The sequence below is a fragment of the Streptomyces sp. NBC_00258 genome, from assembly GCF_036182465.1.
GTDB lineage: Bacteria > Actinomycetota > Actinomycetes > Streptomycetales > Streptomycetaceae > Streptomyces.
This window is the reverse complement of sequence record NZ_CP108081.1, coordinates 2,541,478-2,565,067: the sequence shown is the minus strand read 5'-3', so window position 1 is coordinate 2,565,067 and position 23,590 is coordinate 2,541,478. Positions and strand designations below refer to the sequence as shown.

Genomic DNA, 23,590 nt, shown 5'->3' with positions numbered 1-23,590 from the left:
ACCGTGAAACGAGCCATTCCTGTCCTGGTCCTGACCGTCGCGGGTCTGATCCCGGTGTGGCGCTACGCGCCCTCGACCGATACGTCGTCCACCACGGAGGTCGCCGAACCCGCCTCGACACCTTCCACGTCCTCTTCGGGGGGTACCTCGAACCAGGTCGTCGCCGGTTCGACCATCGAGACCGAGAAGGGTCCCGTGCAGGTCGAGGTGACCTTCGAGGGCGACAAGATCAGCTCCGTACGGATGCTGCAGCAGCCGAACCACCCGCAGACCAAGGCCGCGGTCCCGAAGCTGATCGCGGAGACGCTCACGGCGCAGAGCGCCGACATCGACGCGGTGTCCGGCGCCACGATCACCAGTGAGGGGTACGTCGAGTCCCTCCAGGCCGCCATCGACGCGAAGCCGGCGTCCTCCTCGTCCTCCTCGGCCTCGCCGTCCGCCTCGGCCGCCGCCTCCCAGGTCGTCGCGGGTTCGGCCGTCGACACGGAGAAGGGCACCGTGCAGGTGGAGGTGACCTTCGAGGGCGACGGGATCGGCGCGGTGCGGATGCTGCAGCAGCCGAACCACCCGCAGACGAAGGCCGCCGTGCCGAAGCTGATAGCGGAGACGCTGTCGGCACAGAGTTCCGACATCGACGCGGTCTCGGGCGCCACGATCACGAGCGAGGGGTACGTCGAGTCCCTCCAGGCCGCCATCGACGCGAAGGGCTGATCGCGATGTCAACGGCTGAGGAAGTGCGCCGCGTCGAGCACATCATGGGGCTGCCGATCTCCTTGCGGATCGACACGGCCGACACGGCCGACACCGGAGACGACGCCGACACCGCCGGGCGCGCCTCCGCGGCCGCGGACCGGGTCTTCGCGTGGCTGCGTGAGGTCGACGCGCGGTTCAGCCCGTTCATCGCCGACAGCGAGGTGTCCCGGCTGGGCCGGGGAGAGCTCGAATCCCACGAGCTCAGCCCGGACCTCGTCGAGGTGCTCGACCTGTGCGAGGAGTACCGGGTCGCGAGCGGGGGCGCGTTCCAGGTGCGGCTGCCCGGCCGCGGCCTCGACCCCTGCGCGATGGTCAAGGGCTGGGCGGTGCAGCGGGCCGCGGAGTTGCTGCAGGCCGAGGGCGTGACGACGTTCTGCCTGAACGCCGGCGGCGATGTGGTCTCGGCGGGCCGTCCGTGGCGGGTGGGAGTGCGCCACCCGGAACAGGCCGACCGGCTGTGCGCGGTCCTGGAGATCACCGACGGCGCGGTGGCGACCTCCGGGCGCTACGAGCGGGGTGACCACATCCTCGACGGCCGCACCGGCCGTCCTGCGACCGGACTGCTCAGTCTCACCGTCGTGGCTCCTTCCCTGACCGAGGCGGACGCGACGGCGACAGCGGCGTTCGCGATGGGCGCGGACGGCATCGACTGGGCCGCCGCGCGCGAAGGCTGCGAGGTGTTCGCGGTGGACGCCGAGCGCCGTGTGTTCCGCACGTCGGGGTTCCCCGTCGCCGCCTGATCGCGGGAAACCGCTCGCACGAACTCCTGAGGGCCCTGATATCCGCAACTGCGGATATCAGGGCCCTCGTTGGTGTGTGTCGGTGTGTGCGCTCATGTCGAGGTGTCGTGCCGGGGGACGTGGGGGTCCGATGGGCGACCGTCATTGCGGCAGCCATATGGAGAACAAAATTGTTGACAATCTTGTTCGTCTAGATTTAGGTTCGACAGGCACTCACTCAGGGAGAGCACACATGCCGAAACAAGCCCGTCCGAGCACCGGAGAGCAGGCCAGGCAGCACGCGCTCGCGCAGCTGCGGCAGGCGATCCTGCGCGGCGAGATGGCACCGGCCCAGCGGCTGGTGGAGAACGAACTCGCCGAGCAGTTCGGTGTGACGCGGGCCAGTGTGCGTGCGGCGCTGATCGAGTTGGAGTCGGAGGGTCTGGTCGAGCGGATCCGCAACCGCGGCTCGCGGGTGCGGGTGGTGACCGTGGAGGAAGCGGTCGCCATCACCGAGTGCCGCATGGCCCTCGAAGGGCTGTGCGCGGCCAAGGCGGCCGTCGCGGTCACGGACGAACAGCTGACCCGGCTGGTCGACGTGGGCGAGGCGATGTCCAAGGCCGTCGCCGACGGCGAGCCGGTGACCTACTCCGACCTCAACCACGAACTGCACGCCCTCATCAGGCAGTTCTCCGGCCAGCAGACGGCCGTGGAACTGCTGGAGCGGCTCAACGGGCAGCTGGTGCGCCACCGTTTCCAGCTCGCGCTGCGGCCGGGGCGGCCCCAGAAGTCCCTGGGTGAGCATCTGGCCATGATCGAGGCGATCAGGGCCCGGGACCCGCAGGCGGCCGAAGCGGCCGTCCGCGCCCACCTTTCGGGTGTGATCGACGCGCTGCGCGAGTGACACCGCGGGGTGGGCCAACCGGCCTGTCCATCAAGGAGATTGCAGCAATGACGCACGGCAACGCGCCCGACACCCCACGATCGACACTTGTCATCACCGCGCATGCCGGGGACTTCGTGTGGCGGGCGGGTGGAGCCATCGCCCTCGCCGCCTCGCGCGGTAAGAAGGTCACCATCGCCTGCCTGACCTACGGCGAGCGCGGGGAGTCCGCGAAGGCCTGGCGCGAGGGAAGGTCGCTGGAGGAGATCAAGGAGATGCGCCGTGCGGAGGCCGAGGCGGCTGCCGCCACCCTCGGCGCCGAGGTCGTCTTCTTCGACGCCGGCGACTACCCCCTGACCATCACCCCCGAGCTGACGGACCGGCTGGTGGCCGTCTACCGCGAGGCGCAGCCGGACGTCGTCCTCACCCACCCGCTCGACGACCCGTACAACGGCGACCATCCGGCGGCCGCGCGGATGGCGTTGGACGCGCGGGTGCTCGCCCAGGCCATCGGCTACCCGGCCGAGGGGGAGATCATCGGCGCCCCGCCGGTGTTCCTCTTCGAGCCGCACCAGCCCGAGATGTGCGGCTTCAGGCCGGAGGTCCTCCTCGACATCTCCGAGGTGTGGGAGACCAAGCGCAAGGCCATGGAGTGCCTGGCCGCCCAGCGGCACCTGTGGGACTACTACACCGACCTGGCCGTCCGCCGCGGCGTACAGCTCAAGCGCAACGCGGGCCCCAACCTCGGCCTGCCGCACACCACTTACGCAGAGGCGTACATGCGCCCGTACCCGCAGGTCACGGGGGAGCTGGCATGAGCGGCCTGATCGTCACCAACCCCCCGAAGACCGCCGGGAAGGACGTCGAGGCGCTCTCCACGTACGGCGTGGCGACCGTCCACGAGGCGCTCGGCCGCACCGGTCTCCTCGGCAGCGACCTGCGTCCGATCCAGCAGGGCGTACGAGTCGCGGGCACCGCGGTCACCGTGCTGAGCTGGCCCGGCGACAACCTCATGATCCACGCGGCGGTGGAGCAGTGCGGCGAGGGCGACATCCTCGTCGTCACCACCACCTCGCCCTCCACGGACGGCATGTTCGGCGAGCTGTTCGCCACCGCCCTGCAACGCCGGGGCGTGCGCGGCCTGGTGACCGGGGCCGGAGTGCGCGACACCGAGGAACTGCGCGAGATGGGCTTCCCCGTCTGGGCGGCGGCCGTGTCCGCGCAGGGCACCGTGAAGGCCACCGGCGGATCGGTCAACGTACCCGTGGTCCTCGGCGGACAGAGCGTCCGGCCGGGAGACGTGATCCTCGCCGACGACGACGGCGTGATGGTCGTCCCGCGCGAGCGGTCCGCGGAGGCTGTCGACGCGTCCGCCGCGCGCACCGCGAAGGAGGAAGCGACACGCGCCGCCTTCACCGAGGGCCAACTCGGCCTGGACCGCTACGGGTTGCGCGAGACCCTCGTACGCCTGGGAGTGCGCTACCAGTCGTACGAGGAGTACCGGCGGGAGCGGCGGGATCCGTTGGACGGGGCCGGAACGTGACCGGGCACAGGAATGCGGCCGGGCCGGCCGTGACCGGGTACCGGGGCGGAGTGGGCTCATGACCGGGGCCGGGGCCGGGGCCGAGTCCGAGGAGGTGCGCTGCATGCTCATGCGCGGCGGCACCTCCAAGGGCGCCTACTTCCTGGCCGGGGACCTGCCCGCCGAACCCGCCCCGCGCGACGACCTGTTGCTGCGCGTCATGGGAAGTCCCGACCCGCGCCAGATCGACGGCCTGGGCGGCGCGCACCCCCTGACCAGCAAAGTTGCGGTGGTATCCGCCTCGACCGGACCCGAGGCGGACGTCGACTACCTGTTCCTCCAAGTAGGCGTCGACACACCTGAAGTGAGTGATCGTCAGAACTGTGGGAACCTCCTCGCCGGGGTCGGCCCGTTCGCCGTCGAGCGCGGACTGGTCGCCGCCGGAGAAGGCCGTACGTCGGTGCGGATCCGCATGCTCAACACCGGGGACCTCGCCGTCGCGTCCTTCCCCACCCCGGAAGGGCGCGTCGACTACACCGGCTCCGCCGAGATCTCCGGGGTGCCGGGGGCCGCGGCGCCGGTGGTCATCGAGTTCCCGCAGGGTGGCAGCCCGTTGCTGCCGACCGGCCGGGTGCGTGACCTCGTGGCCGACGTACCGGTCACCTGCGTGGACAACGGCATGCCGACCGTGCTGATCGCCGCGTCCTCGCTCGGTGTCACCGGATACGAGACCCCCGCCGCCCTGGAGGCGGACCAGGCCCTCGCCGAACGGCTCCGGGAGATCCGGCTGGAGGCCGGAAAGCTGATGGGGCTCGGTGACGTCGAAGGCGCCACCGTGCCCAAACTCAGCCTGCTGGCACCGCCGTTGGACGGTGGCGCGGTCATGACCCGCACCTTCATCCCGGTGCGCTGCCACACCTCGATCGGGGTCCTGGGCGCCGCGAGCGTCGCCGCCGGGCTTCGGATCGAGGGCGGCGTCGGCCAGGCGGTCGCACGTCTGCCGGCTCACGGGGACCGGGTGCGCGTCGAGCATCCCACCGGATTCCTCGACATAGAAACGTCCCTCGCGTACGACGCCCCGGGCGCTGAACCCGGCGTTGAACCGGGCGCCGCAGCGAGTGCTGCTTCGAGCGCCGCCCCGAGCGCCGTCCCGGTGGCCCGGCGCACCGTCGTCGTCCGCACCGCACGCAAGATCTTCGACGGCACGGTCTTCCCCCGGCCGGCCGGAGCCGCACAACACCCCTGAGGAGGCCCCATGGCCCCGCCGCTCGGCGACATCGCCCACCTCGGGCACGTCGAACTGCTCACCCCCGACCTGGACGCCAGCGTCCGGTTCTTCACCGACTACCTCGGCCTGACCGAGAACGGCCGCTCCGGGGACTCCGTATACCTGCGCACCTGGGACGACTACGAGCACCACAGCGTGACCCTGACCGCCCACACGACGTCCGGGATCCGCCGCACCGCCCTGCGAGCCTCCAGCGAGGAGGCCCTCCAGCGCCGCGTCAAGGAGACCGAGAACGCGGGCCGCCCCGGCCGCTGGGTCGAGGACGAGCCGGGCATCGGCCCGCTGTATGTCACCACGGACCCCGACGGACATGAACTCGCCCTCTACTGGGAGAGCGAGTGGTACCGGGCGCCGGACGACCTGAAGCCCGGCCTCAAGAACCAGCCGCAGGCAAAGCCCGGTCACGGCGTGGGCGTACGACGCCTGGACCACGTCAACTTCCTCGCCGCCGATGTCGAGCCCAACGGAGACTTCGTCCACGAGGTGCTCGGCGCCCGGCCCACCGAGCAGATCCGGCTCGACAGCGGGAGGATCGCCGCCCAGTGGCTGACCTTCAGCAGCAAGTCGTACGACATCGTCTACACGGAGGACTGGAGCGGCTCCAACGGACGCCTGCACCACATCGCGTTCGCCACGGACACCCGTGAGGACATCCTGCGGGCGGCCGATCTCGCCCTGGACACCGGCGTGTTCATCGAGACGGGCCCGCACAAGCACGCCATCCAGCAGACGTTCTTCCTGTACGTCTACGAGCCCGGCGGCAACCGCGTCGAGCTGTGCAACCCGCTCACCCGCCTCGTCCTGGCGCCCGACTGGCCGCTGATCACCTGGACCGAGGACGAGCGGAAGAAGGGCCAGGCCTGGGGTCTGAAGACCATCGAGTCCTTCCACACCCACGGCACGCCGCCGGTCGGCTGATACCGGCATCCGCGTTTCCCTTTCGAGGGCGGCACACCCCTGCCGTGTGCCGCCCGGCCGTCCTTCATCGGTGTCTCACAGGTCCCTCACTGTTCCTGGGATTGTTGACGAAAATGTTGACAATCATGGGGTGGATTTCTAGCGTCATGCGCATCACGGGGCCAGCCGCACGAACCGCTCGCGCCGCGCGCTCCCCGCCTCCCCGATCCCCTTCAGGGATACGACTCCTGGACGAGAGGAAACAACGATGTCCTCCTCCTTCGCCCGGTCCGCCCGGTCCGCCCGTGGCGGCAAACTGGCGGCACTGGCCGTCGGTCTGTGCTGGCTGGCCGTGCTCTTCGACGGCCTCGACATGTTCGTCTACGGCTCGGTGCTGCCGCACATGCTGGCGGAGAAGGCCCTCGGCATCACCCCGGACCAGGCCGGTGACCTGGGCAGCTACGCCACCTTCGGCATGCTGGTCGGCGCGCTGGCCGCGGGTACGGTCGCCGACCGCATCGGCCGCAAGAAGCTGATGGTCGCCTGCGTCACGCTCTTCTCGCTCGCGTCCGGCCTGTGCGCGATGTCGGGCAGCGTCGCGGTCTTCGGCCTCGGCCGCACCCTCGCCGGAGTCGGCCTCGGCGGACTGCTGCCCACCGCGATCAGCATGGTCTCCGACTACGCCCCACGCGGCCGCGCCGCCCTCACCATCGGCATGCTGATGACCGCTCACCACGCCGGCGGCATCCTCTCCGCGTACGTGGCCCTGTGGATCGTGGAGCCCCTCGGCTGGCGCGCCGCCTTCTGGGTCTGTGTGGCCCCGCTGCTCTTCGTCCCGGTGCTCGCCAGGTTCATGCCCGAGTCGTTGAGCTTCCTGGTCGCCAAGGGCCGTACCGAGGAGGCCCGCGAGCTGGCCGGCCGCTTCGAGGTCCAACTGCCCGCCGCGGCCGGGAGGAAGGCCCCCGCCGACCGCTGGAACTCCCTGGTCGGCCTGTTCCGCGGCGGCGAGTGGACGCAGACCCTGCTGTACTGGCTGGCCTCCTTCGGCGGGCTCCTGCTCGTCTACGGCGTCGCCACCTGGCTGCCCACCCTGATGCGCAGCGAGGGCTACGAACTGGGCTCCGCGCTCACCTTCGTCGTCCTCTTCAACCTCGGCTGCATCGTGGGCATGCTGGTCGCGGGCCGGGCCGCCGACCGCTTCGGGGCGCCGCGCATCTCGTCGATCTGGTTCGCGCTGACCGCCGCCGGGGTCTTCCTGCTCAGCGTCCACATGCCGCTCGCGGTGACCTTCACCGTGGTCTTCCTCACCGGCGTGTTCCTCAACAGCGCCCAGACCATGATCTACGCGACGGTCTCGATCCGTTCGACCCCCGACAACCGCGCCACCGCCGTCGGCTGGACCTCCGGTATGGGCCGCTTCGGCGCCGTGTTCGGCCCGTGGCTCGGCGGCCGGCTGCTCGCCGAGGGCTATGGCGACTGGGGCTTCACGGCCTTCGCGATCGCGGGCCTGTCGTCGATGGTCTTCATCGGCATCGCCGCGCTGCGCAGCTCCAGGCAGGCGCCGCACAGCGGCACCCCGCAGACACTGCTCACCACCCACTGACCACGGAGGGCCGGGCCCGGGCGCCATGTTCATGAGCGCCCCGCCCCGGCTCCTCGACCGCCCCAGCTGCTCCACCGCCTCGGTCAATCAGGCCCCCTCCGCACTGGTTCCGTACGGAGTATTGACTCGAACGCCCGCGCTGTGAACACTGGCCTGACTACGTAGTCATCCCGATCCCCGCATCATCACGCGCGAGATTGACTACGTAGTCAAAGCCGACGCACACCGGACGAGCACGAGGAGGGTCATGACCACCACCGGCACCGAGCCGTCGTCCCCCCGTGGTCCCGGACGCCGTCGGCGCGGACCCGGGATGATGGAGGTCGCCCGTGCCGCGGGTGTCTCCCAGAAGACCGTGTCCCGCGTCGTCAACGGCGAGCCCCACGTCAGCGCCGACGTCCGCGACCGCGTGCTCGGCGTCATCCGCGAACTGGACTACCGTCCGAACAACGCGGCGCGCGCCCTGCTGATGGGCAGGTACCGGCGGATCGGAGTGGTCTCGCTCGGCAGCGCGCTCTACGGCCCCTCGACCCTGCTCATCGACCTGGAGCGGGCCATGCAGCGCGTGGGCTACTCGTTCGCCGTGGCCAGCACCCTGGAGGGCCAGGGCGGCGCCGGAATCGCGGCGGCCGTGGAATCCCTGCTGGAACAGGGCGTCGACGGGATCGTCCTGTCGGAGCCCATCGACGACGGCACGCCGCTGCGACTGAGCGCGGACGTGCCGATGGTGAGCCTCGGCGAGGGCGTGCACCTGGCCGACGCGCCCAGCACCGTGGTCCGTGCCGACGGAGTCGCCGCGGCACGGATCGCCACACAGCACCTGCTCGCGCTCGGACACCGCACGGTCTGGCACATCCCCGGACCGCAGGACTGGTGGACCGCCCGCGACCGGCTCCGCGGCTGGCGCGAGGCGCTGGCCGCCGCCGGAGCCCCCGAACCTCCGCTGCCCGCGGACGGCGACTGGACCCCGGCCTCGGGCTACGCGACCGCACGGTCGCTGGCCCAACTCCCCGACCTGACCGCCGTGTTCGCCGCCAACGACGACATGGCCCTCGGCGCCTTGCGCGCCTTCGCCGAGGCCGGACGTGCCGTACCCGCCGACGTGAGTGTGGTCGGCTTCGACGACATCCCCGCCGCGCCCTATCTCTCCCCGCCGCTGACCACCGTCCGCCAGGACTTCGCCGCCGTCGCGACCCGCGCCGTCGACGTCCTGGTCGCCATGATCGAGGGCAGGTCCCACCCGGCCGAACCCGTCGATCTCGCGGTCGAGTTGACCGTACGCGCATCCACCGCACCGCCTGCCCGCTGACCGATCTCGTCGCACCACTCGGTCCGCCGACCGGCTGACCGACCTCGTCGCACCGCCCGCCCGCTGATCGACCCCACCCGCCCGAACCGCCGAACCGTCGGCGGGACGGCCGACCTCGCCGTCGGCCGGATCCGCCCTGCCCGCGCATGCCCGGACCGGGACGTCCGTCGCACGCGCACCCCGTAGCCGCACCACGTGAGGAGTCACGTGTGTACACCCCACCGCCCATGCCGCGCCGCACCCTGCTGCGTGGCGCCCTCGGCCTAGGCACGGCCGCCGCGCTCGCCGCCTGCGGCCGTGACAGCACCACCGCTCGCACCTCAGGAGACGTGGACCTCGCCCTGTGGACCCACGACCCGGGATACGAGGCCTTCTTCCGCAAGGGCATCCCGGAGGCCGACCGGCTCGCCGACTTCCGCTACCACCTGACGGTCACCCGCGCCGGACCCGCCGACATAGTCACCAAGCTGCTCGCCCAGGCCGTCGCCGGACGCGGCACACCGGACATGGCGGGCTTCGAGATCGGCAGCTTCCCGCGCATGCTGCGCGGCGACATCTCCGAGCGGCTGCTGCACGACTTCACCCCCGACATCGCCGCCGTGCCAGGTCTGAAGGACGACCTGCTGCCCGCCCGCACCGCCCCCTACCGCAAGGACGGCCGGGTCTACGCCCTCGACTCGGACACCCCCATGGTCGTCTACTACTACCGCGACGACCTGTTCACGAAGTACGGGCTGGCCAAGGACACCCCGACCTGGGAGGAGTTCGCCGAACTCGGCGCCCGCGTCAACAAGGACCACAACGCCTCGCTGTGCGTCGTCAGCACCAACGGCAGCGACACGGCACAGATCGTGCAGTCCTTCCAGATGCTGCTCTATCAGCGCGGCGGCGCCTTCTTCGACGCAGACCAGCAACTGGTGCTCGACTCGGCCGAGGCGGAGGAAGTGCTGGGCTTCCTGTGCGAGGGGCTGCGCAGCGGCTTCGTCATCGACATCTCCGACTACTACGGCGCCGCGATGCAGACCGCTCTGAAACAGGGCAGGGTCATCGGACTGCCCATGGCCATCTGGTACAAGAGCTACGGCCTCGTGCCCAACGTGCCCGAGCAGAAGGGGAAGTGGCGGGTCCGAGCGATGCCGCGGTTCGCCGAGGGCGGCGGGACGACGGCGGCGCTCGGTGGCACCGGCTTCGGAGTCATCAAGGACAAGGCCAACACGCGGGCCGCCACGGACTTCCTTCTCAACACCTGGCTCACGCACGAGGGTCAGGTCCGGCGGTTCATCGAGACGGGTTATCTGCCTACCCGGCGTTCCGTGTTCGAGGATCCGCAACTCAGAGGTCTGAAGGACGACTTCTGTGGCGGGCAGCGGCTGTTCGGTCTCTATCGGGACCTGCTGCCGGATGTGCCTCCGCAGCACACGAGTCCCGACCAGTCGATTCTCTTCGACGTGCTCGCCGGGAATCTGTTGCGGGCCTATCGCGGAGACGTCAGTCCGCGGCAGGCGTTGCGGCGGACCGCGGAGGAGTTCCGAGATCAGGCGGGCCGTTGAGGGTCTCCCGCCCGGTTGGCTGCGGGCCGGCCGTGGCCGGTCGCGCCCACGCGGCGGAGCCGCACATCGGAACAGCCCCGCGCCCCTGGAGAAGGGACGCGCCTCACGCATCCGGAATTCAGCAGTACGGCCAGGAGAGTTGTCCATGACCACCGCCATCGCCGATCCGGCCAGCAGTGCTCGCAAACGCACGGGGGCGCGCCGAACCGCTCCCCGTCTCAAGCAATCCCGCGCCCCCTACCTCTTCATCGCCCCCTTCTACGTCCTCTACGTGCTCTTCATGCTGGTGCCCGTCCTGGTGTCGCTCTGGCTGAGTCTCACCGAGTGGGTGGGCCTCGGTACTCCGCGCTGGGTGGGGCTGCGGAACTACCGTCTCCTCGCCACCGACGTCAGCTTCCACCGGGCCCTGGGCAACACAGGCGTCTTCGTGATGATCGCGGTCTTCGTCGTCGTACCGCTCGCGCTGCTGATCGCTCAGGCCCTCAACACCCGTGGCCTGCGGGTGCGCGACCTGTGGCGCACCGCCTATTTCGTGCCGATCGTCGTCTCGCCGATCATCGTGGCGCTCATCTTCGGGCTGATCTTCGACCGGCAGTTCGGGCTGCTGAACTCAGTCCTGCGTGCCCTGTTCGGCACCGGAGGTGTCGACTGGCTCGGCGATCCGGACCTGGCCAAGGTGAGCATCGGGCTCGTGATGCTGTGGCGCTGGACCGGCTACCTCACCGTCTTCTTCCTCGCCGGACTCCAGGCCGTACCGAAGGAGTTGTACGAGGCGGCCGCCCTCGACGGCGCCGGACGCGTCCGGACCTTCACCACGGTCACGCTCCCGGCGCTGAAACCGGTGACCGCGTTCGTGGTCGTGACCTCCTTCATAGGCGCCGCGCAGATCTTCGAGGAGCCGTATCTGCTGACCGGCGGCGGACCGGCCGAGAGCACCCTGTCGGTGACGATGTTCATCTACCGGGCGGCCTTCCAGCGCCAGCAGTTCGGGTACGCGGCCGCCGCGGCCGTCGTGCTGTTCGTCCTCGTCTTCGGGCTCAGCCAGCTCTTCAACCGTCTGCTCGGCATCGGGAGGGCGACCTCATGAGCGCGACCACTTCCTCCACCTCCATACGCGCTTCCGTACGCTCTTCCGCGGGCGCGAGGAGCCGCCGCGGCCTGCTCTACCTGACGCTGGTCCTGCTGCTGCTCGCCTTCCTCGCCCCGCTGGTGTGGGCGCTGAGCGGGTCGTTCAAGCCGCGCGGCGACATCTTCGCGTATCCGCCGAAGCTGGTTCCGGACCCCTTCACCCTGCACAACTACCGTGCGCTGATCGAGGATCAGCCCTTCGCCCGGTGGTTCGTGATGAGCACGGTGGTCGCCGTCGTCGCCACCGTCGTCTCGGTCTTCGTCTGCGCGCTGGCCGGCTACGGCTTCGCCAAGTTCCGGTTCGCGGGAAAGAGGCTGCTGTTCGGCGTGATGTTCAGCTCGCTGTCCATCCCGTTCGCGGTGATCCTCGTGCCCCTGTTCGTGATCCTGGTCAAGACCGGGCTCGGCAGTCCGTGGTTCGCGCTGATCGTGCCCTGGGTGGCGCCCGCCTTCGGGATCTTCATGATGCAGCAGTACATCGTGCAGTCCGTCCCCGACTCGGTCCTGGAGGCAGCCCGCATCGACGGCGCGAGCGAGTTCGGCATCTTCCGGCGGATCGTGCTGCCCCTGCTGCGCCCCTCGCTCGGCGCCCTCGCCGTGTGGACCTTCCTGCAGAGCTACAACAGCTTCCTGTGGCCGCTGGTCCTGGTCTCCGACAGCTCGCAGTACACGCTGCCGCTGGGCCTGCAGACCCTCTTCGTCTCGGAGCAACGGCAGTACGACCTGGTGATGGCCGGCGCCGTGCTGGCCGTCCTGCCCGCCGTCGCCCTCTTCGTGCTGCTGCGCAAACAGCTCCTCGAAGGCCTTTCCACGGGTGCCGTCAAAGGCTGACGCGCCCTCATGTCCCGTAAAGGAGAAGCATGTTCGAGCTGCCCGGCCGGGTTCTGTTCGGCGCCGCCTACTACCACGAGTACCAGCCGTACGAGCGGCTCAAGGACGACCTCGACCTGATGGCGGAGGCCCGCTTCACGGTGATCCGGGTCGGCGAGTCCGTCTGGTCGACCTGGGAACCGGAGAACGGCCGCTTCGACCTCGACTGGCTCCAGCCGGTTCTGGACGGGGCGGGCGAGCGGGGGATCAGCGTCATCCTCGGGACGCCCACCTACGCCGTGCCGCCGTGGCTGGCCCGGCAGTACCCGGAGATCGCGGCGGAGCGGCGCACCGGCGAGCGCGTTCCCTGGGGCGCCCGCCAGGAGGTCGACTACACCCACCCGGCGTTCCGTTTCCACGCAGAGCGGATCATCCGCAAGGTCGTCGGCCGGTATGCCGCGCACCCGGCGGTGATCGGCTTCCAGGTCGACAACGAACCCGGCCTCGAACTCTTCCACAACCACGGTGTGTTCCAGCGCTTCACCGACCATCTGCGCGAGACCTACGGCGACGTGGAGACCCTCAACCGCGAGTGGGGGCTGGTCTACTGGTCCCACCGGCTGTCGACCTGGGCGGACCTGTGGACTCCGGACGGCAACGCCCAGCCGCAGTACGACCTCGCGTGGCGCCGCTTCCAGGCGAGGCTCACCACCGAGTTCATCGCCTGGCAGGCGGACATCGTGCGCGAGTACGCCCGGCCGGACCAGTTCGTCACGACGTGCATCTCCTACGACCGGCCCACGGTCGAGGACGACGAGCTGACCAGGAAGCTCGACGTCACGGCCGGCAACCCCTACTACACGATGCAGGACGCCCTCGCGCTGCCGGACCGGAACCGCCAGGACCAGGGCTGGACCACCAACGGCACCTGGGCGCTGTACCAGAGTGCCGACCGCATGTACGCCTCCCGCCAGGAACCCTTCCTGGTGACCGAGACCGACGCACAGGCCATCGGCTTCCCCTGGAACAACCGCCCCGCGTACGACGGGCAGTGGCGCCAGGCCGCCTGGGCGCTGATATCGCGGGGCGCCTCGATGATCGAGTACTGGCACTGGCACACCCTGCACTTCGGCACCGAGACCTACTGGGGCGGAGTGCTGCCGCACAACGGGCGACCCGGCCGGGTGTACCGCGAACTGGCCGCGCTGGGAGCCGAGTTGGAGACCGCGGGCGACCTCGTGTCGTCACTCACCCCGGACGCCGACGTGGCGTTCCTCTACTCCAGCCCCAGCAAGTGGGCGCTCCAGGCGCAGCCCCCGCTGGCCGCGCCCGACGGGGGGCCGGACCGGCGCTCGTACCAGACCGTCTTCGACGCCTTCTACCGCGGCGCCTTCGACGCGGGACTGCAGAGCAGGCTCGTACACCCGGGCCAGCTGGACGGCACCGACCTGCCGCCGGTACTCGTCGCCCCCGCCTTCTACGCGGCCGACGACACGACCCTCGACCGCCTCCTCGCCTACGCCGAGGCCGGCGGCCATCTGGTCCTGGGCCCGCGCACGGCGTACGCGGACCACGAGGCGCGGGCCCGTACGGAGGAACAGCCCGCCCGGCTGGCCGAGGCCGCCGGCGTCACGTACGACGAGTTCAGCAATCTGGGCACCGGACTCGTCGTCCACGGCACGGACTCCCTTCCATTGTCCGGGGAGGCCCGTGCCCTCCACTGGGTGGACGGCCTGCGTCCCAGGGGAGCGGACACCCTGGCAACGTACGACCACCCGCACTTCGGCCGCTGGCCCGCGGCCACGACCCATGTGCACGGCGCCGGACGCGTCACCTACGTCGGCACCGTGCCCGACCCGGAATTCGCCAGCACCCTCCTCCGCTGGGCCGCCCCGGCGGACCTCGTGAGTGCGTCCCACCCGAGCGTCACGTCGACGAGGGCGACCGCGCGCGACGGCCGCCGGGTCCGGTTCCTGCACAACTGGTCGTGGGAACCGGTGGAGGTCGCACTGCCGACGCCGGTACGCGACGCGCTCACGGGGACGTCGTACGCGCCGGACGAGGCGGTCCCGCTCGGGGCGTGGGACGTGAAGGTGCTCCAGGAGGAATCATGAGCAACTGAGCAGTCGACGGTGTGGAGTTGCTCGCGGGATCGACGGGTCGCGCGATCGCGGGAGAGGGCCCGGCCAGTTCGGGGTCCGGCCGGGGCGGGCAGCCTCGGCCTAACCCCGTTGCCGCGCGGCCAGTTCATGGGCGATGTCCCGTGTCGCCGGGTAGAGCCGGAGGTACAGCGCGTACAACTCGTCGTAGCCGGAGCGCAGTTGCGGGTCCGGGGCGACGCGTTCGCGCACCGGGTTCCACTCGTCGATGAGCGGGGCGCCGACTGCGCTCGCCGCGAGGAACGCCGCGCCGTAGCTCGCTCCGAGTGTGACGGTCCTGATCTCCTGCTCCAGGCCCGTCACGGCCGAGACGATCCGGGTCCACAGGCCGCCCCGGGTGCCTCCGCCCACGGCGACGACACGGCGGATGTCCGCGCCCGCCGCGCGCATCGCCTCGACGTTGTGCCGTACCCCGAAGGCCGTCGCCTCCAGGGCGGCACGGTAGAGGTCGCCGCGGTTGTGCTCCACCGTCAGCCCGGCGATCACCCCGCGGGCGTGCGGATCGGCCACCGGCGTCCGCTCGCCCGCGAAGTACGGCAGCATCAGCAGCCCCTTCGCACCGGGCCCGGACGCCTCGGCCCCGGCGAGCAGCTCGGTGTGCCCGGGCGTGCCGAACAGCTCCCGCAGCCATTCGGTGATCATGCCGGAGGTGGCCATGCCTCCGGCGAGACTGCGCGTTCCGGGCAACGCCCCGACGGTGCTCCACAGCTGGGGCACCAGCAGGCGCTCGGACAAGGTGTTGATCAGGAACATGGTGCTGCCGTACATCAGCATCAGGTCACCGGTGTGCTGTGCCCCCACGCTCAGGGCCTCGGACCAGGCGTCGATCGTGCCGGCGATCACCGGGATTCCGGCGGGCAGCCCGGTGGCGTCGGCGGCCTCGGCCGTGACCTGTCCGGCGATGTCTCCCGGCCAGAGCAGGCGGGGGAGTTCCAGCCGCGGCGCGATGTGCCGCGTCCACGGCTCGTACCACTCCTGGGCCACGGAGTCGTACAGCGGAACGGCCTGGCTCGCCGAGTGGCGGTCGAGCACATAGGTCCCGGTGAGCCGGACCACCAGATACGAGCTGGGCATGTAGAGCCGCCGGGCCCGGGCGACCACGCCGGGCTCGTGCTCCGCCAGCCAGGCGATCTTGGGGCCCACGGCCTGGGTGGACAGCAGGGACCCGCAGCGCCGCAGTACGGCGTCACGGCCCAACTCGTCGTCCAGGCGCGTGATCTGCTCGGTGGCCCGGGTGTCGACGCCGTACAGGATCGCCGGGCGCAGCGGCGTGTCCGCCGCGTCGGCCAGAGCGACGCACGGGCCCATGCCGCTGACGCCGACCGCGGTGACGGAGGCGCCGTCCGGCACGGACTTCAGCAACTCCCGGGCGATGGAGGCGAACTCGTCCCACCACACCCGTGCGTCCATCTCGACGTGTCCCGGGTGCGGACGGTCGACCGTGTGCGGGCGGACAGCCGTCGCGAGGACGGTTCCGTCCTCGTCCACGAGCACGCCCTTGCTGCTGGACGTACCGATGTCGACCCCGATCACCGTCATACGCTCACGTCTCCCCGCTCACTCGCCAACCGCCCGGGCACAGAGCGGCCTGGCCCGGTATCAGGGCGGCCGTCGCGGACCGCCCCACCCCCGATGTTCTACGGGATCGACAGGGATCCGTCGCGCTGGGGCGGAATCGCCACGCCGTTCTGCTGGAGGGCGACGGTGCGCGCGGGGGAGGGAATGCGGATGCCCTCCACGTGGTACCGCTTGTGCAGCCGCTTCACGAACTCGTGCTTGATCCGGTACTGGTCGCTGAACTCCCCGACACCCAGGATGACGGTGAAGCTGATCCGCGAGTCCCCGAACGTGTGGAAGCGGATGGCGGGTTCGTGTTCCGGAACCGCGCCCTCGATCTCCGTCATGACCTCGGTGACGACCTCGGAGGTGACGCGCTCGACATGGTCGAGGTCGCTGTCGTAGCCGACGCCGACCTGCACGGTGAGGGTCATCTCCTGTTCCGGACGGCTGAAGTTGGTCATGTTGGTGCTGGAGAGCTGCGCGTTCGGGATGATGACGAGGTTGTTGGAGAGGTTGCGAACGACGGTGTTGCGCCAGTTGATGTCGACGACATACCCCTCCTCCCCGCTGGTGAGCCTGATGTAGTCGCCGGGCTGGATCGTCTTCGAGGCGAGGATGTGGATGCCCGCGAAGAGGTTGGCGAGGGTGTCCTGGAGGGCCAGGGCGACCGCGAGACCGCCGACCCCGAGGGCCGTGAGCAGCGGGGCGATGGAGATGCCCAGGGTCTGCAGGACGACCAGGCAGCCCATGGCGAGGACGACGACCCGGGTGATGTTGACGAAGATCGAGGCCGATCCCGCGACCCCGGAGCGGGACTGGGTGAGGGCCCGCACCAGGCCGGCGACCACACGTGCCGCCGTGATGGTGGCGGCGAGGATGAGCAGGACCGTCAGGATCTGGTTGACGGTGTGGTTGACCTTGCCGGTCAGCGGCAGCGCCGCCGCGGCGGCCGCGATACCGCCCGTGAGGGCGGCGACCGGTATCAGCGCGCGCAGCGCGTCGACGAGGACGTCGTCGCCGCTCCACCGGGTACGGGTCGCGTGCTTGCCCAGCCAGCGCAGGAGGAGGCGCAGCAGGACACCCGCCGCGAGGCCGACGGCCAGCCAGATGCCCGCGACGATCCAGTCGTGCACAGTGAGGTCCCGGTTCACCAACTGCCTCCCGTCGTGCCGCGAAGGGCACTCGCGCCCGCTATGTGATGTGTCGTCACCTTGTTGCCACCTGCTGCTCGATTCCTGGATGTACGACCCCGCCGGGAACGACAAGTCGTTGACCGGCGGGTTCGCTCATCTTGCTACATGCGCACAGGTGTTCCGTGCCAGGACCGCTCGGGTCAGGCCATCTCCCACCGGCATCGCCACCAACTTGCCATGCTCGTAGGCATGTTGGTGTCTACTCTGCCTCCGGCGAGCACCGAGGCGCCCTCGTCGTCCGGCTCGGCGGGCATCCCCGGCCCCATGGTGGATCCCGCTCCAACTTGGCCTGGATACGTCGTCGGGGACGCTCAGTTCTCGCCGAACGACCCGTGCCGCCCCGCCCCCGCCGAGAACCGCGCAGCCCCCTCGAGACTCTCCTCCAGCACACCTGTCCCGTGACGGAATTCACCCCGCATGGCGGCGCGCTCGTTCAACCCCTCCTGGTCGAGGACGGAACCGCGGTCGCCCCGGAGACAGGCCTGCGGGAAGCCGGCGATCGACGCGGCCAGCGCCTCCGTCTCCGCACGCGCCCGCCCCGGCGGGACGACCCGGTTCGCGAGGCCCATCTCGTACGCCTCGGGGGCCGCCACCGGGCGGCCGGTCAGAATCATGTCCATCGCGCGGCCGGTGCCGATGAGACGGGGGAGCCGTACCGTGCCGCCGTCGATGAGTGGCACGCCCCAGCGGCGGCAGAAGACCCCGAAGACCGAGTCCTCCTCGGCGACCCGCAGATCGCACCAGAGGGCCAGCTCCAGACCACCCGCCACGGCGTGGCCCGCGACCGCGGCGATCACCGGCTTCGACAGCCGCATCCGCGTGGGGCCCATCGGGCCGTCGCCGTCCTCCGTCACATGGTTGCCGCGTTCCGTGCCGAGCGCCTTGAGGTCCGCGCCGGCGCAGAAGGTGCCGCCCTCGCCCCACAGCACGGCCACCCGGGCCGTCTCGTCGCTCTCGAACGCGCGGAAGGCGTCGGCGAGAGCGGCCGCCGTGGGACCGTCCACCGCGTTGCGGACCTCGGGGCGGGAGAGGACGACGGTGGTGACGTGTTCCTGGCGCTCGATCCGGACCGGCATCGCTCGGACCCCTTCGTGTGGCGACCTGGTGTGGTGACCCCGTGTGGCGACGCCAGCAGGTTACTCCCGGGTCACACCGGTGAGTTCAGGCCGTCCCCGTCAACTTCCGGGCGGAATGAGAAGGGTGACTTCCGGCCCTGCAGCCGAAGCGCTCAGATCATCTTCAGCCGCACGAGCGCGCCGAGCGTCAGCGCCCCTGGCAGCAGCGGCAGCCACACCGTGATGATGCGGTAGGCGAGCACCACCGCCGTCGCCACCGCCACCGGACCGCCCGCCGCCACCAGCGCCAGGATCAGCGCGGCCTCCACCGAGCCGATCCCGCCCGGCGTCGGCACCAGGGCGACCGCCACCGTCGCCGCCAGGTACGCGAGCGCCATGTGCAGCGGCGGCACCGGAAGCCCGAGCGCCTGCCCCACCGCGGCCAGTCCGGCCGCCTGGAACATCGGGAAGGAGAGCGAGCCGCCCCACAGCGCGAGCGCACGGGCCGGCCGTGTGTGCACGGACCTGGCCTCGCCCAGCGCGGTCCGCAGGAAGGTGAACACGACGGTACGCACCCGCCGCAGAAGCAGCAGAACCGTCACCGCGACGCACACCACCGCTGCGACGACGAGCAGCAGCGGGCCGACCGCGCCGTCCGGCAGGAGCGCGCCGACCCGCAGGGCGTCGGGGAAGGCGATCAACAGGGCCAGCAGCAGCCCGACCCGGGCGATGGACTCCGCCAGCATGTAGAGCGCGAGCGCGGCCGACGAACGGGCCAGCGGAACCCCGCACACCGTCATGAACCGCAGATTCACGGCGCTCGCGCCAAGACCCGTCGGCAGCAGGTGGTTGGCGGCGCCGGCGGCGAACTGCGTGGCCAGCAACCGCCGCTTGGGCAGCCGTTCGACCAGCGCGCCCTGCCGGGTGACGGCGGCCGCCACCCAGGTCAGACAGGTCGCGGCGACCGCGGCCAGCAGCCACGGCCACTTCGCCGACGCCAGGTGTCCGAAGCCCTCCGCGAGCACGGACCGGTGCTGCACCGCGACCACGGCCACGAGGGCGAGCGGGAGGAGGCACAGGATCTGCCGGACCGGAAGGCGTCTGGCGAAGCCCTGGGGAAAGCGTTCGACCGTCACATCGGGAGAGGGTTTCCACACCGCACCAACGTGGGGTTGCGGGCACGGGGACGGCGGCTGACACGCCGGGCACGGCATCGGGTCGCCGGGCTCGGTGAGGGCCTTGGTGCCGGTGGGATCCACTGTCTCGGTGGGATCGGTGGGATCCGTCGGCACTGTGAGGGGAGTGGGTTCAGTGAGTGTCATCGATCATCCCTTGACCTCATCCCTTGACCTCAAGATTGCTTGAGGTTCTACGGTCTGTCCCATGAGTATGGAGACCACGGCCTGGACGCAGCTCCACAGCGTCATGAACGCCGAGCAGGAACGCCGCCCCTTCGCCAGAGCGACCCTGCGTCGCATCGCAGGATTCGCCCGCCCGCACCGCCGCCGAATCGCGCAGTTCGTGGTGCTCAGTGTGGTGACGGCGCTGCTCGCCGTGGCCACCCCGGTCCTCGCCGGACGCGTCGTGGACGCGATCGTGTCCGGCGGCGACGAGAGCACGGTCGTACGACTCGCCCTGCTCATCGCCCTGATCGCGTTCGCGGAGGCGGCGATCGGACTGGTGGGCCGCTGGCTCTCGGCGAACCTCGGCGAAGGACTCATCCTGGATCTGCGGACAGCGGTCTTCGATCATGTACAGCGCATGCCGGTCGCGTTCTTCACACGCACTCGTACGGGCGCGCTCGTCAGTCGACTCAACAACGACGTGATCGGCGCCCAGCGGGCCTTCAGCAACACCCTCTCCGGAGTGGTGAGCAATCTCGTGACCCTGCTGCTCACCCTCGCCGTGATGCTCACCCTGTCCTGGCAGATCACCCTGCTCGCGCTCGTACTCCTCCCGGTGTTCGTGGTGCCCGCCCGCCGGATGGGCAGCCGGATGGCGAAGCTCCAGCGCGAGGCCGCCGACCTCAACGCGTCCATGGGCACCCGGATGACCGAGCGCTTCTCCGCACCGGGCGCCACGCTGATCAAACTCTTCGGCCGGCCGGGCCAGGAGTCCGCGGAGTTCGCGGTGCGCGCCCGGCGGGTGCGGGACATCGGGGTGCGCACGGCGATGGCGCAGACCGCGTTCATCACGGCCCTGACCCTCGTCTCCGCCCTCGCGCTCGCCCTGGTCTACGGCCTCGGCGGCTGGTACGCCCTGCGCGGCAGCCTGGAACCGGGTGCCGTCGTCTCGCTGGCCCTGCTCCTGACCCGTCTGTACGCGCCGCTGACCTCCCTCGCCGGTGCCCGCGTCGAGGTCATGAGCGCCCTGGTCAGCTTCGAGCGGGTCTTCGAGGTCCTCGACCTGAAGCCGCTGATCGACGAGAAACCGGACGCCCGCGCGGTCCCCGAGGGCCCGGCCTCCGTCGAGTTCACCGACGTCCGCTTCGCCTACCCGTCCGCCGACAAGGTCTCCCTCGCCTCCCTCGAGGAGGTTGCCGCACTCGACACCCGCGGCGGCGCCGAGGTCCTGCACGGCATCTCCTTCCGCGCCGAACCGGGCCAGACCGTTGCCCTCGTCGGCTCCTCCGGCGCGGGCAAGTCCACCATCGCGTCACTGCTGCCACGGCTGTACGACACCGACGAGGGCTCCGTACGCATCGGCGGTGTCGACGTCCGTGACCTGAGCGCCGAGTCGATGCGGGCCACCCTCGGCATGGTCACGCAGGACGGTCACCTCTTCCACGAGTCGGTCCGCGCCAACCTGCTCCTCGCCCGGCCCGACGCCGACGAGAACGAACTGTGGGACGTCCTGCGCAGGGCCCGCCTCGACGACCTCGTGCGCTCCCTGCCCGACGGCCTCGACACGGTGGTCGGCGAGCGCGGCTACCGCCTCTCCGGCGGCGAACGCCAGCGCATGACCATCGCCCGGCTGCTCCTGGCCCGCCAGCGGGTGGTCGTCCTCGACGAGGCGACGGCCCACCTGGACAACACCTCCGAGGCCGCCGTGCAGGAGGCCCTCGCCGAGGCCCTCCAAGGACGCACCGCACTCGTCATCGCCCACCGGCTCTCGACGGTACGAGCCGCCGACCAGATCCTCGTCGTCGAGGACGGCCTGATCGTGGAACGCGGCACCCACGAGCAACTCCTCACGGCGAACGGACGGTACGCGGAGCTCTACCGGACCCAGTTCGAGAAACCGTCACGGGCGGACGCGACGGAGGACGGCACGACCGAGGACGGCGTGAGCGTGAGGGAGATCGCCGTGGCGGAGGAGGCGGTGGCGTAGACACCGCGCACGACGCCGCCGGGCCGGAGGCGTGACTGCCCGGCAGGGTCGGCAAGCGGTCGGTATCGGCGAGCGCCTGGTAGTTGTCGCGCAGCACGCTCAGCTCATTCCCGGTCCATGCTCGTGCTGCTGCTGAATGCCGTGTCGACGGTGGACCACGACCGAGGGTCCGACCCCCTGACAGGGGGTCGGACCCTCACGTACGCGGCGGCCGCGGAGGGGAAGCGGTGGTCAATGCCGTGTTCAACGACGACGGCCGTTGCTGTTGCCGCTCGGAGCGACCGAGGCGGACGGGGTTCCGGGGGCGGAACCAGTGGACGAATCCCGTCGTGGGGCCGGCGGGTTCGGCTCCGTGGTTTCCGCGGGCGCGGAGGGCTTCGGCACGTCCGGGTTCGAGTCCCGCAGACCGCCGAGCGCCAGGATCGTCATCACCAGCGCGGACCCCGCCGCCACACCGAATCCGCCGTGCGCACCGCCCGCGTCCACCATCCGCCCCGCGACCGCCGCGGCGCCCGCTGACCCTGCCGCGCTTGCGGAGTTGCCCCAGGTGAACGCCTGGGTGAGGACGGCGCGCGGGACCGACGACTCCGTGAGGACGGAGGCGAGGATCAGTAGGACCGGCACGGCGAGTCCCGTCAGGGCGAGGATGACGCCGACCCCGAGAGGCGCGTCGAGGAAGGTCAGCGGGAGGCTCGCCAGGGTGAGGCAGGCGGCGGCTGCGGCCTGGCGGCGCCGGGGTGAGCCGCCGTGGCGCCAAGCTCCGTAGGCCCAACCACCCACCAGATTGGTGCAGTTGAAGGCGACATAGAGCACGGCCGCCGCGTCCGGCGTGCCGCGTCCGACGGCGTACGCGGCGACGGACACCTGCATCGCACCGAAGAACACACCGAGCGCGAGGCCGAGCGCGACCTGCCGCAGGAACGCTGAGCGCAGCAGGGCGCGTCCGGCGTGCCGACGTTCGGCGCGGCCGGTGAGGGGCGGCACGGTGCGGCGCTGGGCGGCGAGGGCGAGCCCACCGCCGACGACGAGCGCGGCGGCGAGCAGCACCCCGGCGCCCGGGCGGCCCGCCGCACCGAGGACGCTCACCAGGGCCGGTCCGGCCATGTACGACACGCCGTTGGCCAGGGCCTCCAGGGCGAAGGCGGTGGGCAGCGCGGCGGCCCGTTCGCCGGACAGCAGGGCGGACCAGCGAGCGGCGGACAGGGCACTGAGCTGGGGCAGCGTCGCCCCGACGAGCACTCCGGCGACGAGGTCCGGAACGGCGCCGGTGAGCAGCAGCGCCACGCCCCCGGCATGTGCGCCCAGTGCGATGGGAAGCACCCGCGCCTGTCCGAACCGGTCGACAAGGCGCCCGATCTGGGGCCCGGCGACGGCGTCCGCGACAGCGAACCCGCCGGTGACGAGACCCGCGGCGGCGTACGACCCGGTGCGTGCGTGCACCAGCCAGACGATGCCGATCCCCGTCATGGCGATGCCCAGACGCCCGACAGCGGCGGGAACGAAGAAGGCCGCGGCACCCGAAGTGCGCAGCACGGTGCGGTAGCTCGCCGAAGCCGAAGGCACGACGCATCCCTTTCGCCGCCCGGCGGGACGCGCCACACAGGGTCGTCGGCGTCCGGATGCGCCGACCCGTGGCTGCGCCTGAAGCCGTCCAGTGGTGACGTGGAGCGGGGACGCGCACCCCACGCCGACTCCGTCACCGGGCAGATGTCATGCGGTAGTTGATGACCTCCTCGAGGATAGAGGAGCGGAGCGCAGATACGAGCTCCCGAACAAAACCCGCCAACCTGTGTGAACAGCAACTGCGCCAGCAGCGAAGCCACCGCGACTC

At 70.8% G+C, this 23,590-nt stretch carries 19 protein-coding genes; 14 read left to right on the top strand and 5 right to left on the bottom strand.

What is annotated here, in order from left to right; all coding sequences use genetic code 11:
* The first annotated feature begins 3 nt into the window (after nt 1-3).
* The 13 genes from OG718_RS11770 to OG718_RS11710 all read left to right on the top strand — a co-directional run bounded on the left by OG718_RS11770 (nt 4) and on the right by OG718_RS11710 (nt 14,576).
* Nucleotides 4-711: an FMN-binding protein gene (locus OG718_RS11770; RefSeq protein WP_143634565.1), complete on the top strand. Its 708-nt coding sequence runs from the start codon at nt 4-6 to the stop codon at nt 709-711.
* A gap of 23 nt (nt 712-734) precedes the next feature.
* Nucleotides 735-1,493 (top strand): FAD:protein FMN transferase, encoded by a 759-nt coding sequence (locus OG718_RS11765; RefSeq protein ID WP_143635090.1) that lies wholly within the window; start codon nt 735-737, stop codon nt 1,491-1,493.
* A 232-nt stretch (nt 1,494-1,725) separates the two neighbouring features.
* Nucleotides 1,726-2,376, top strand: coding sequence for a GntR family transcriptional regulator (locus tag OG718_RS11760; protein ID WP_143634567.1), 651 nt, complete (start codon nt 1,726-1,728; stop codon nt 2,374-2,376).
* 47 nt (nt 2,377-2,423) lie between these two features.
* Complete coding sequence (locus OG718_RS11755) at nt 2,424-3,173, top strand: PIG-L deacetylase family protein (RefSeq protein ID WP_328844091.1); 750 nt, start codon at nt 2,424-2,426, stop codon at nt 3,171-3,173.
* Nucleotides 3,170-3,898 carry a 4-carboxy-4-hydroxy-2-oxoadipate aldolase/oxaloacetate decarboxylase gene (locus OG718_RS11750; protein ID WP_143634571.1) on the top strand — a complete coding sequence of 243 codons (729 nt, stop codon included), beginning with the start codon at nt 3,170-3,172 and terminating at the stop codon, nt 3,896-3,898. Before OG718_RS11755 ends, OG718_RS11750 begins: the two co-directional genes overlap by 4 nt.
* Nucleotides 3,899-3,956: 58 nt before the next feature.
* Nucleotides 3,957-5,123, top strand: coding sequence for a 4-oxalomesaconate tautomerase (locus OG718_RS11745; protein ID WP_328844090.1), 1,167 nt, complete (start codon nt 3,957-3,959; stop codon nt 5,121-5,123).
* A 9-nt stretch (nt 5,124-5,132) separates the two neighbouring features.
* Nucleotides 5,133-6,083 carry a catechol 2,3-dioxygenase gene (locus OG718_RS11740; protein WP_143634575.1) on the top strand — a complete coding sequence of 317 codons (951 nt, stop codon included), beginning with the start codon at nt 5,133-5,135 and terminating at the stop codon, nt 6,081-6,083.
* A 247-nt stretch (nt 6,084-6,330) separates the two neighbouring features.
* Nucleotides 6,331-7,665 (top strand): MFS transporter, encoded by a 1,335-nt coding sequence (locus OG718_RS11735; RefSeq protein ID WP_143634577.1) that lies wholly within the window; start codon nt 6,331-6,333, stop codon nt 7,663-7,665.
* 313 nt (nt 7,666-7,978) lie between these two features.
* Nucleotides 7,979-8,974 carry a LacI family DNA-binding transcriptional regulator gene (locus OG718_RS11730; protein ID WP_143635092.1) on the top strand — a complete coding sequence of 332 codons (996 nt, stop codon included), beginning with the start codon at nt 7,979-7,981 and terminating at the stop codon, nt 8,972-8,974.
* A gap of 209 nt (nt 8,975-9,183) precedes the next feature.
* The gene (locus OG718_RS11725; RefSeq protein ID WP_143634579.1) at nt 9,184-10,524 is read left to right on the top strand and encodes an ABC transporter substrate-binding protein; all 1,341 of its coding nucleotides are present in this window, start codon (nt 9,184-9,186) and stop codon (nt 10,522-10,524) included.
* Nucleotides 10,525-10,669: 145 nt separating this feature from the next.
* Nucleotides 10,670-11,611 carry a carbohydrate ABC transporter permease gene (locus tag OG718_RS11720; protein WP_328844089.1) on the top strand — a complete coding sequence of 314 codons (942 nt, stop codon included), beginning with the start codon at nt 10,670-10,672 and terminating at the stop codon, nt 11,609-11,611.
* Entirely contained in the window at nt 11,608-12,483 is an 876-nt protein-coding gene (locus OG718_RS11715; RefSeq protein WP_328844088.1) for a carbohydrate ABC transporter permease, read from the top strand. Before OG718_RS11720 ends, OG718_RS11715 begins: the two co-directional genes overlap by 4 nt.
* A gap of 29 nt (nt 12,484-12,512) precedes the next feature.
* Nucleotides 12,513-14,576: a beta-galactosidase gene (locus tag OG718_RS11710; protein WP_328844087.1), complete on the top strand. Its 2,064-nt coding sequence runs from the start codon at nt 12,513-12,515 to the stop codon at nt 14,574-14,576.
* Nucleotides 14,577-14,684: 108 nt separating this feature from the next.
* On the opposite strand, the gene OG718_RS11705 is transcribed toward OG718_RS11710, so the two are convergent.
* From OG718_RS11705 to OG718_RS11690, 4 genes are all read right to left on the bottom strand, one after another.
* Complete coding sequence (locus OG718_RS11705) at nt 14,685-16,160, bottom strand: FGGY-family carbohydrate kinase (protein WP_328844086.1); 1,476 nt, start codon at nt 16,158-16,160, stop codon at nt 14,685-14,687.
* Between the two features lie 98 nt (nt 16,161-16,258).
* Complete coding sequence (locus tag OG718_RS11700) at nt 16,259-17,332, bottom strand: mechanosensitive ion channel family protein (protein WP_143634587.1); 1,074 nt, start codon at nt 17,330-17,332, stop codon at nt 16,259-16,261.
* A 353-nt stretch (nt 17,333-17,685) separates the two neighbouring features.
* Nucleotides 17,686-18,450: a crotonase/enoyl-CoA hydratase family protein gene (locus tag OG718_RS11695; RefSeq protein WP_328844085.1), complete on the bottom strand. Its 765-nt coding sequence runs from the start codon at nt 18,448-18,450 to the stop codon at nt 17,686-17,688.
* Nucleotides 18,451-18,602: 152 nt separating this feature from the next.
* Entirely contained in the window at nt 18,603-19,643 is a 1,041-nt protein-coding gene (locus OG718_RS11690; RefSeq protein WP_143635096.1) for a lysylphosphatidylglycerol synthase transmembrane domain-containing protein, read from the bottom strand.
* A 169-nt stretch (nt 19,644-19,812) separates the two neighbouring features.
* Between OG718_RS11690 and OG718_RS11685 the strand changes: the two genes are divergently transcribed.
* Complete coding sequence (locus tag OG718_RS11685) at nt 19,813-21,759, top strand: ABC transporter ATP-binding protein (protein WP_260694961.1); 1,947 nt, start codon at nt 19,813-19,815, stop codon at nt 21,757-21,759.
* A 243-nt stretch (nt 21,760-22,002) separates the two neighbouring features.
* Here OG718_RS11685 and OG718_RS11680 read toward each other — a convergent pair whose 3' ends face one another.
* Nucleotides 22,003-23,322: an MFS transporter gene (locus tag OG718_RS11680; RefSeq protein ID WP_328844084.1), complete on the bottom strand. Its 1,320-nt coding sequence runs from the start codon at nt 23,320-23,322 to the stop codon at nt 22,003-22,005.
* Nucleotides 23,323-23,590 lie beyond the last annotated feature (268 nt).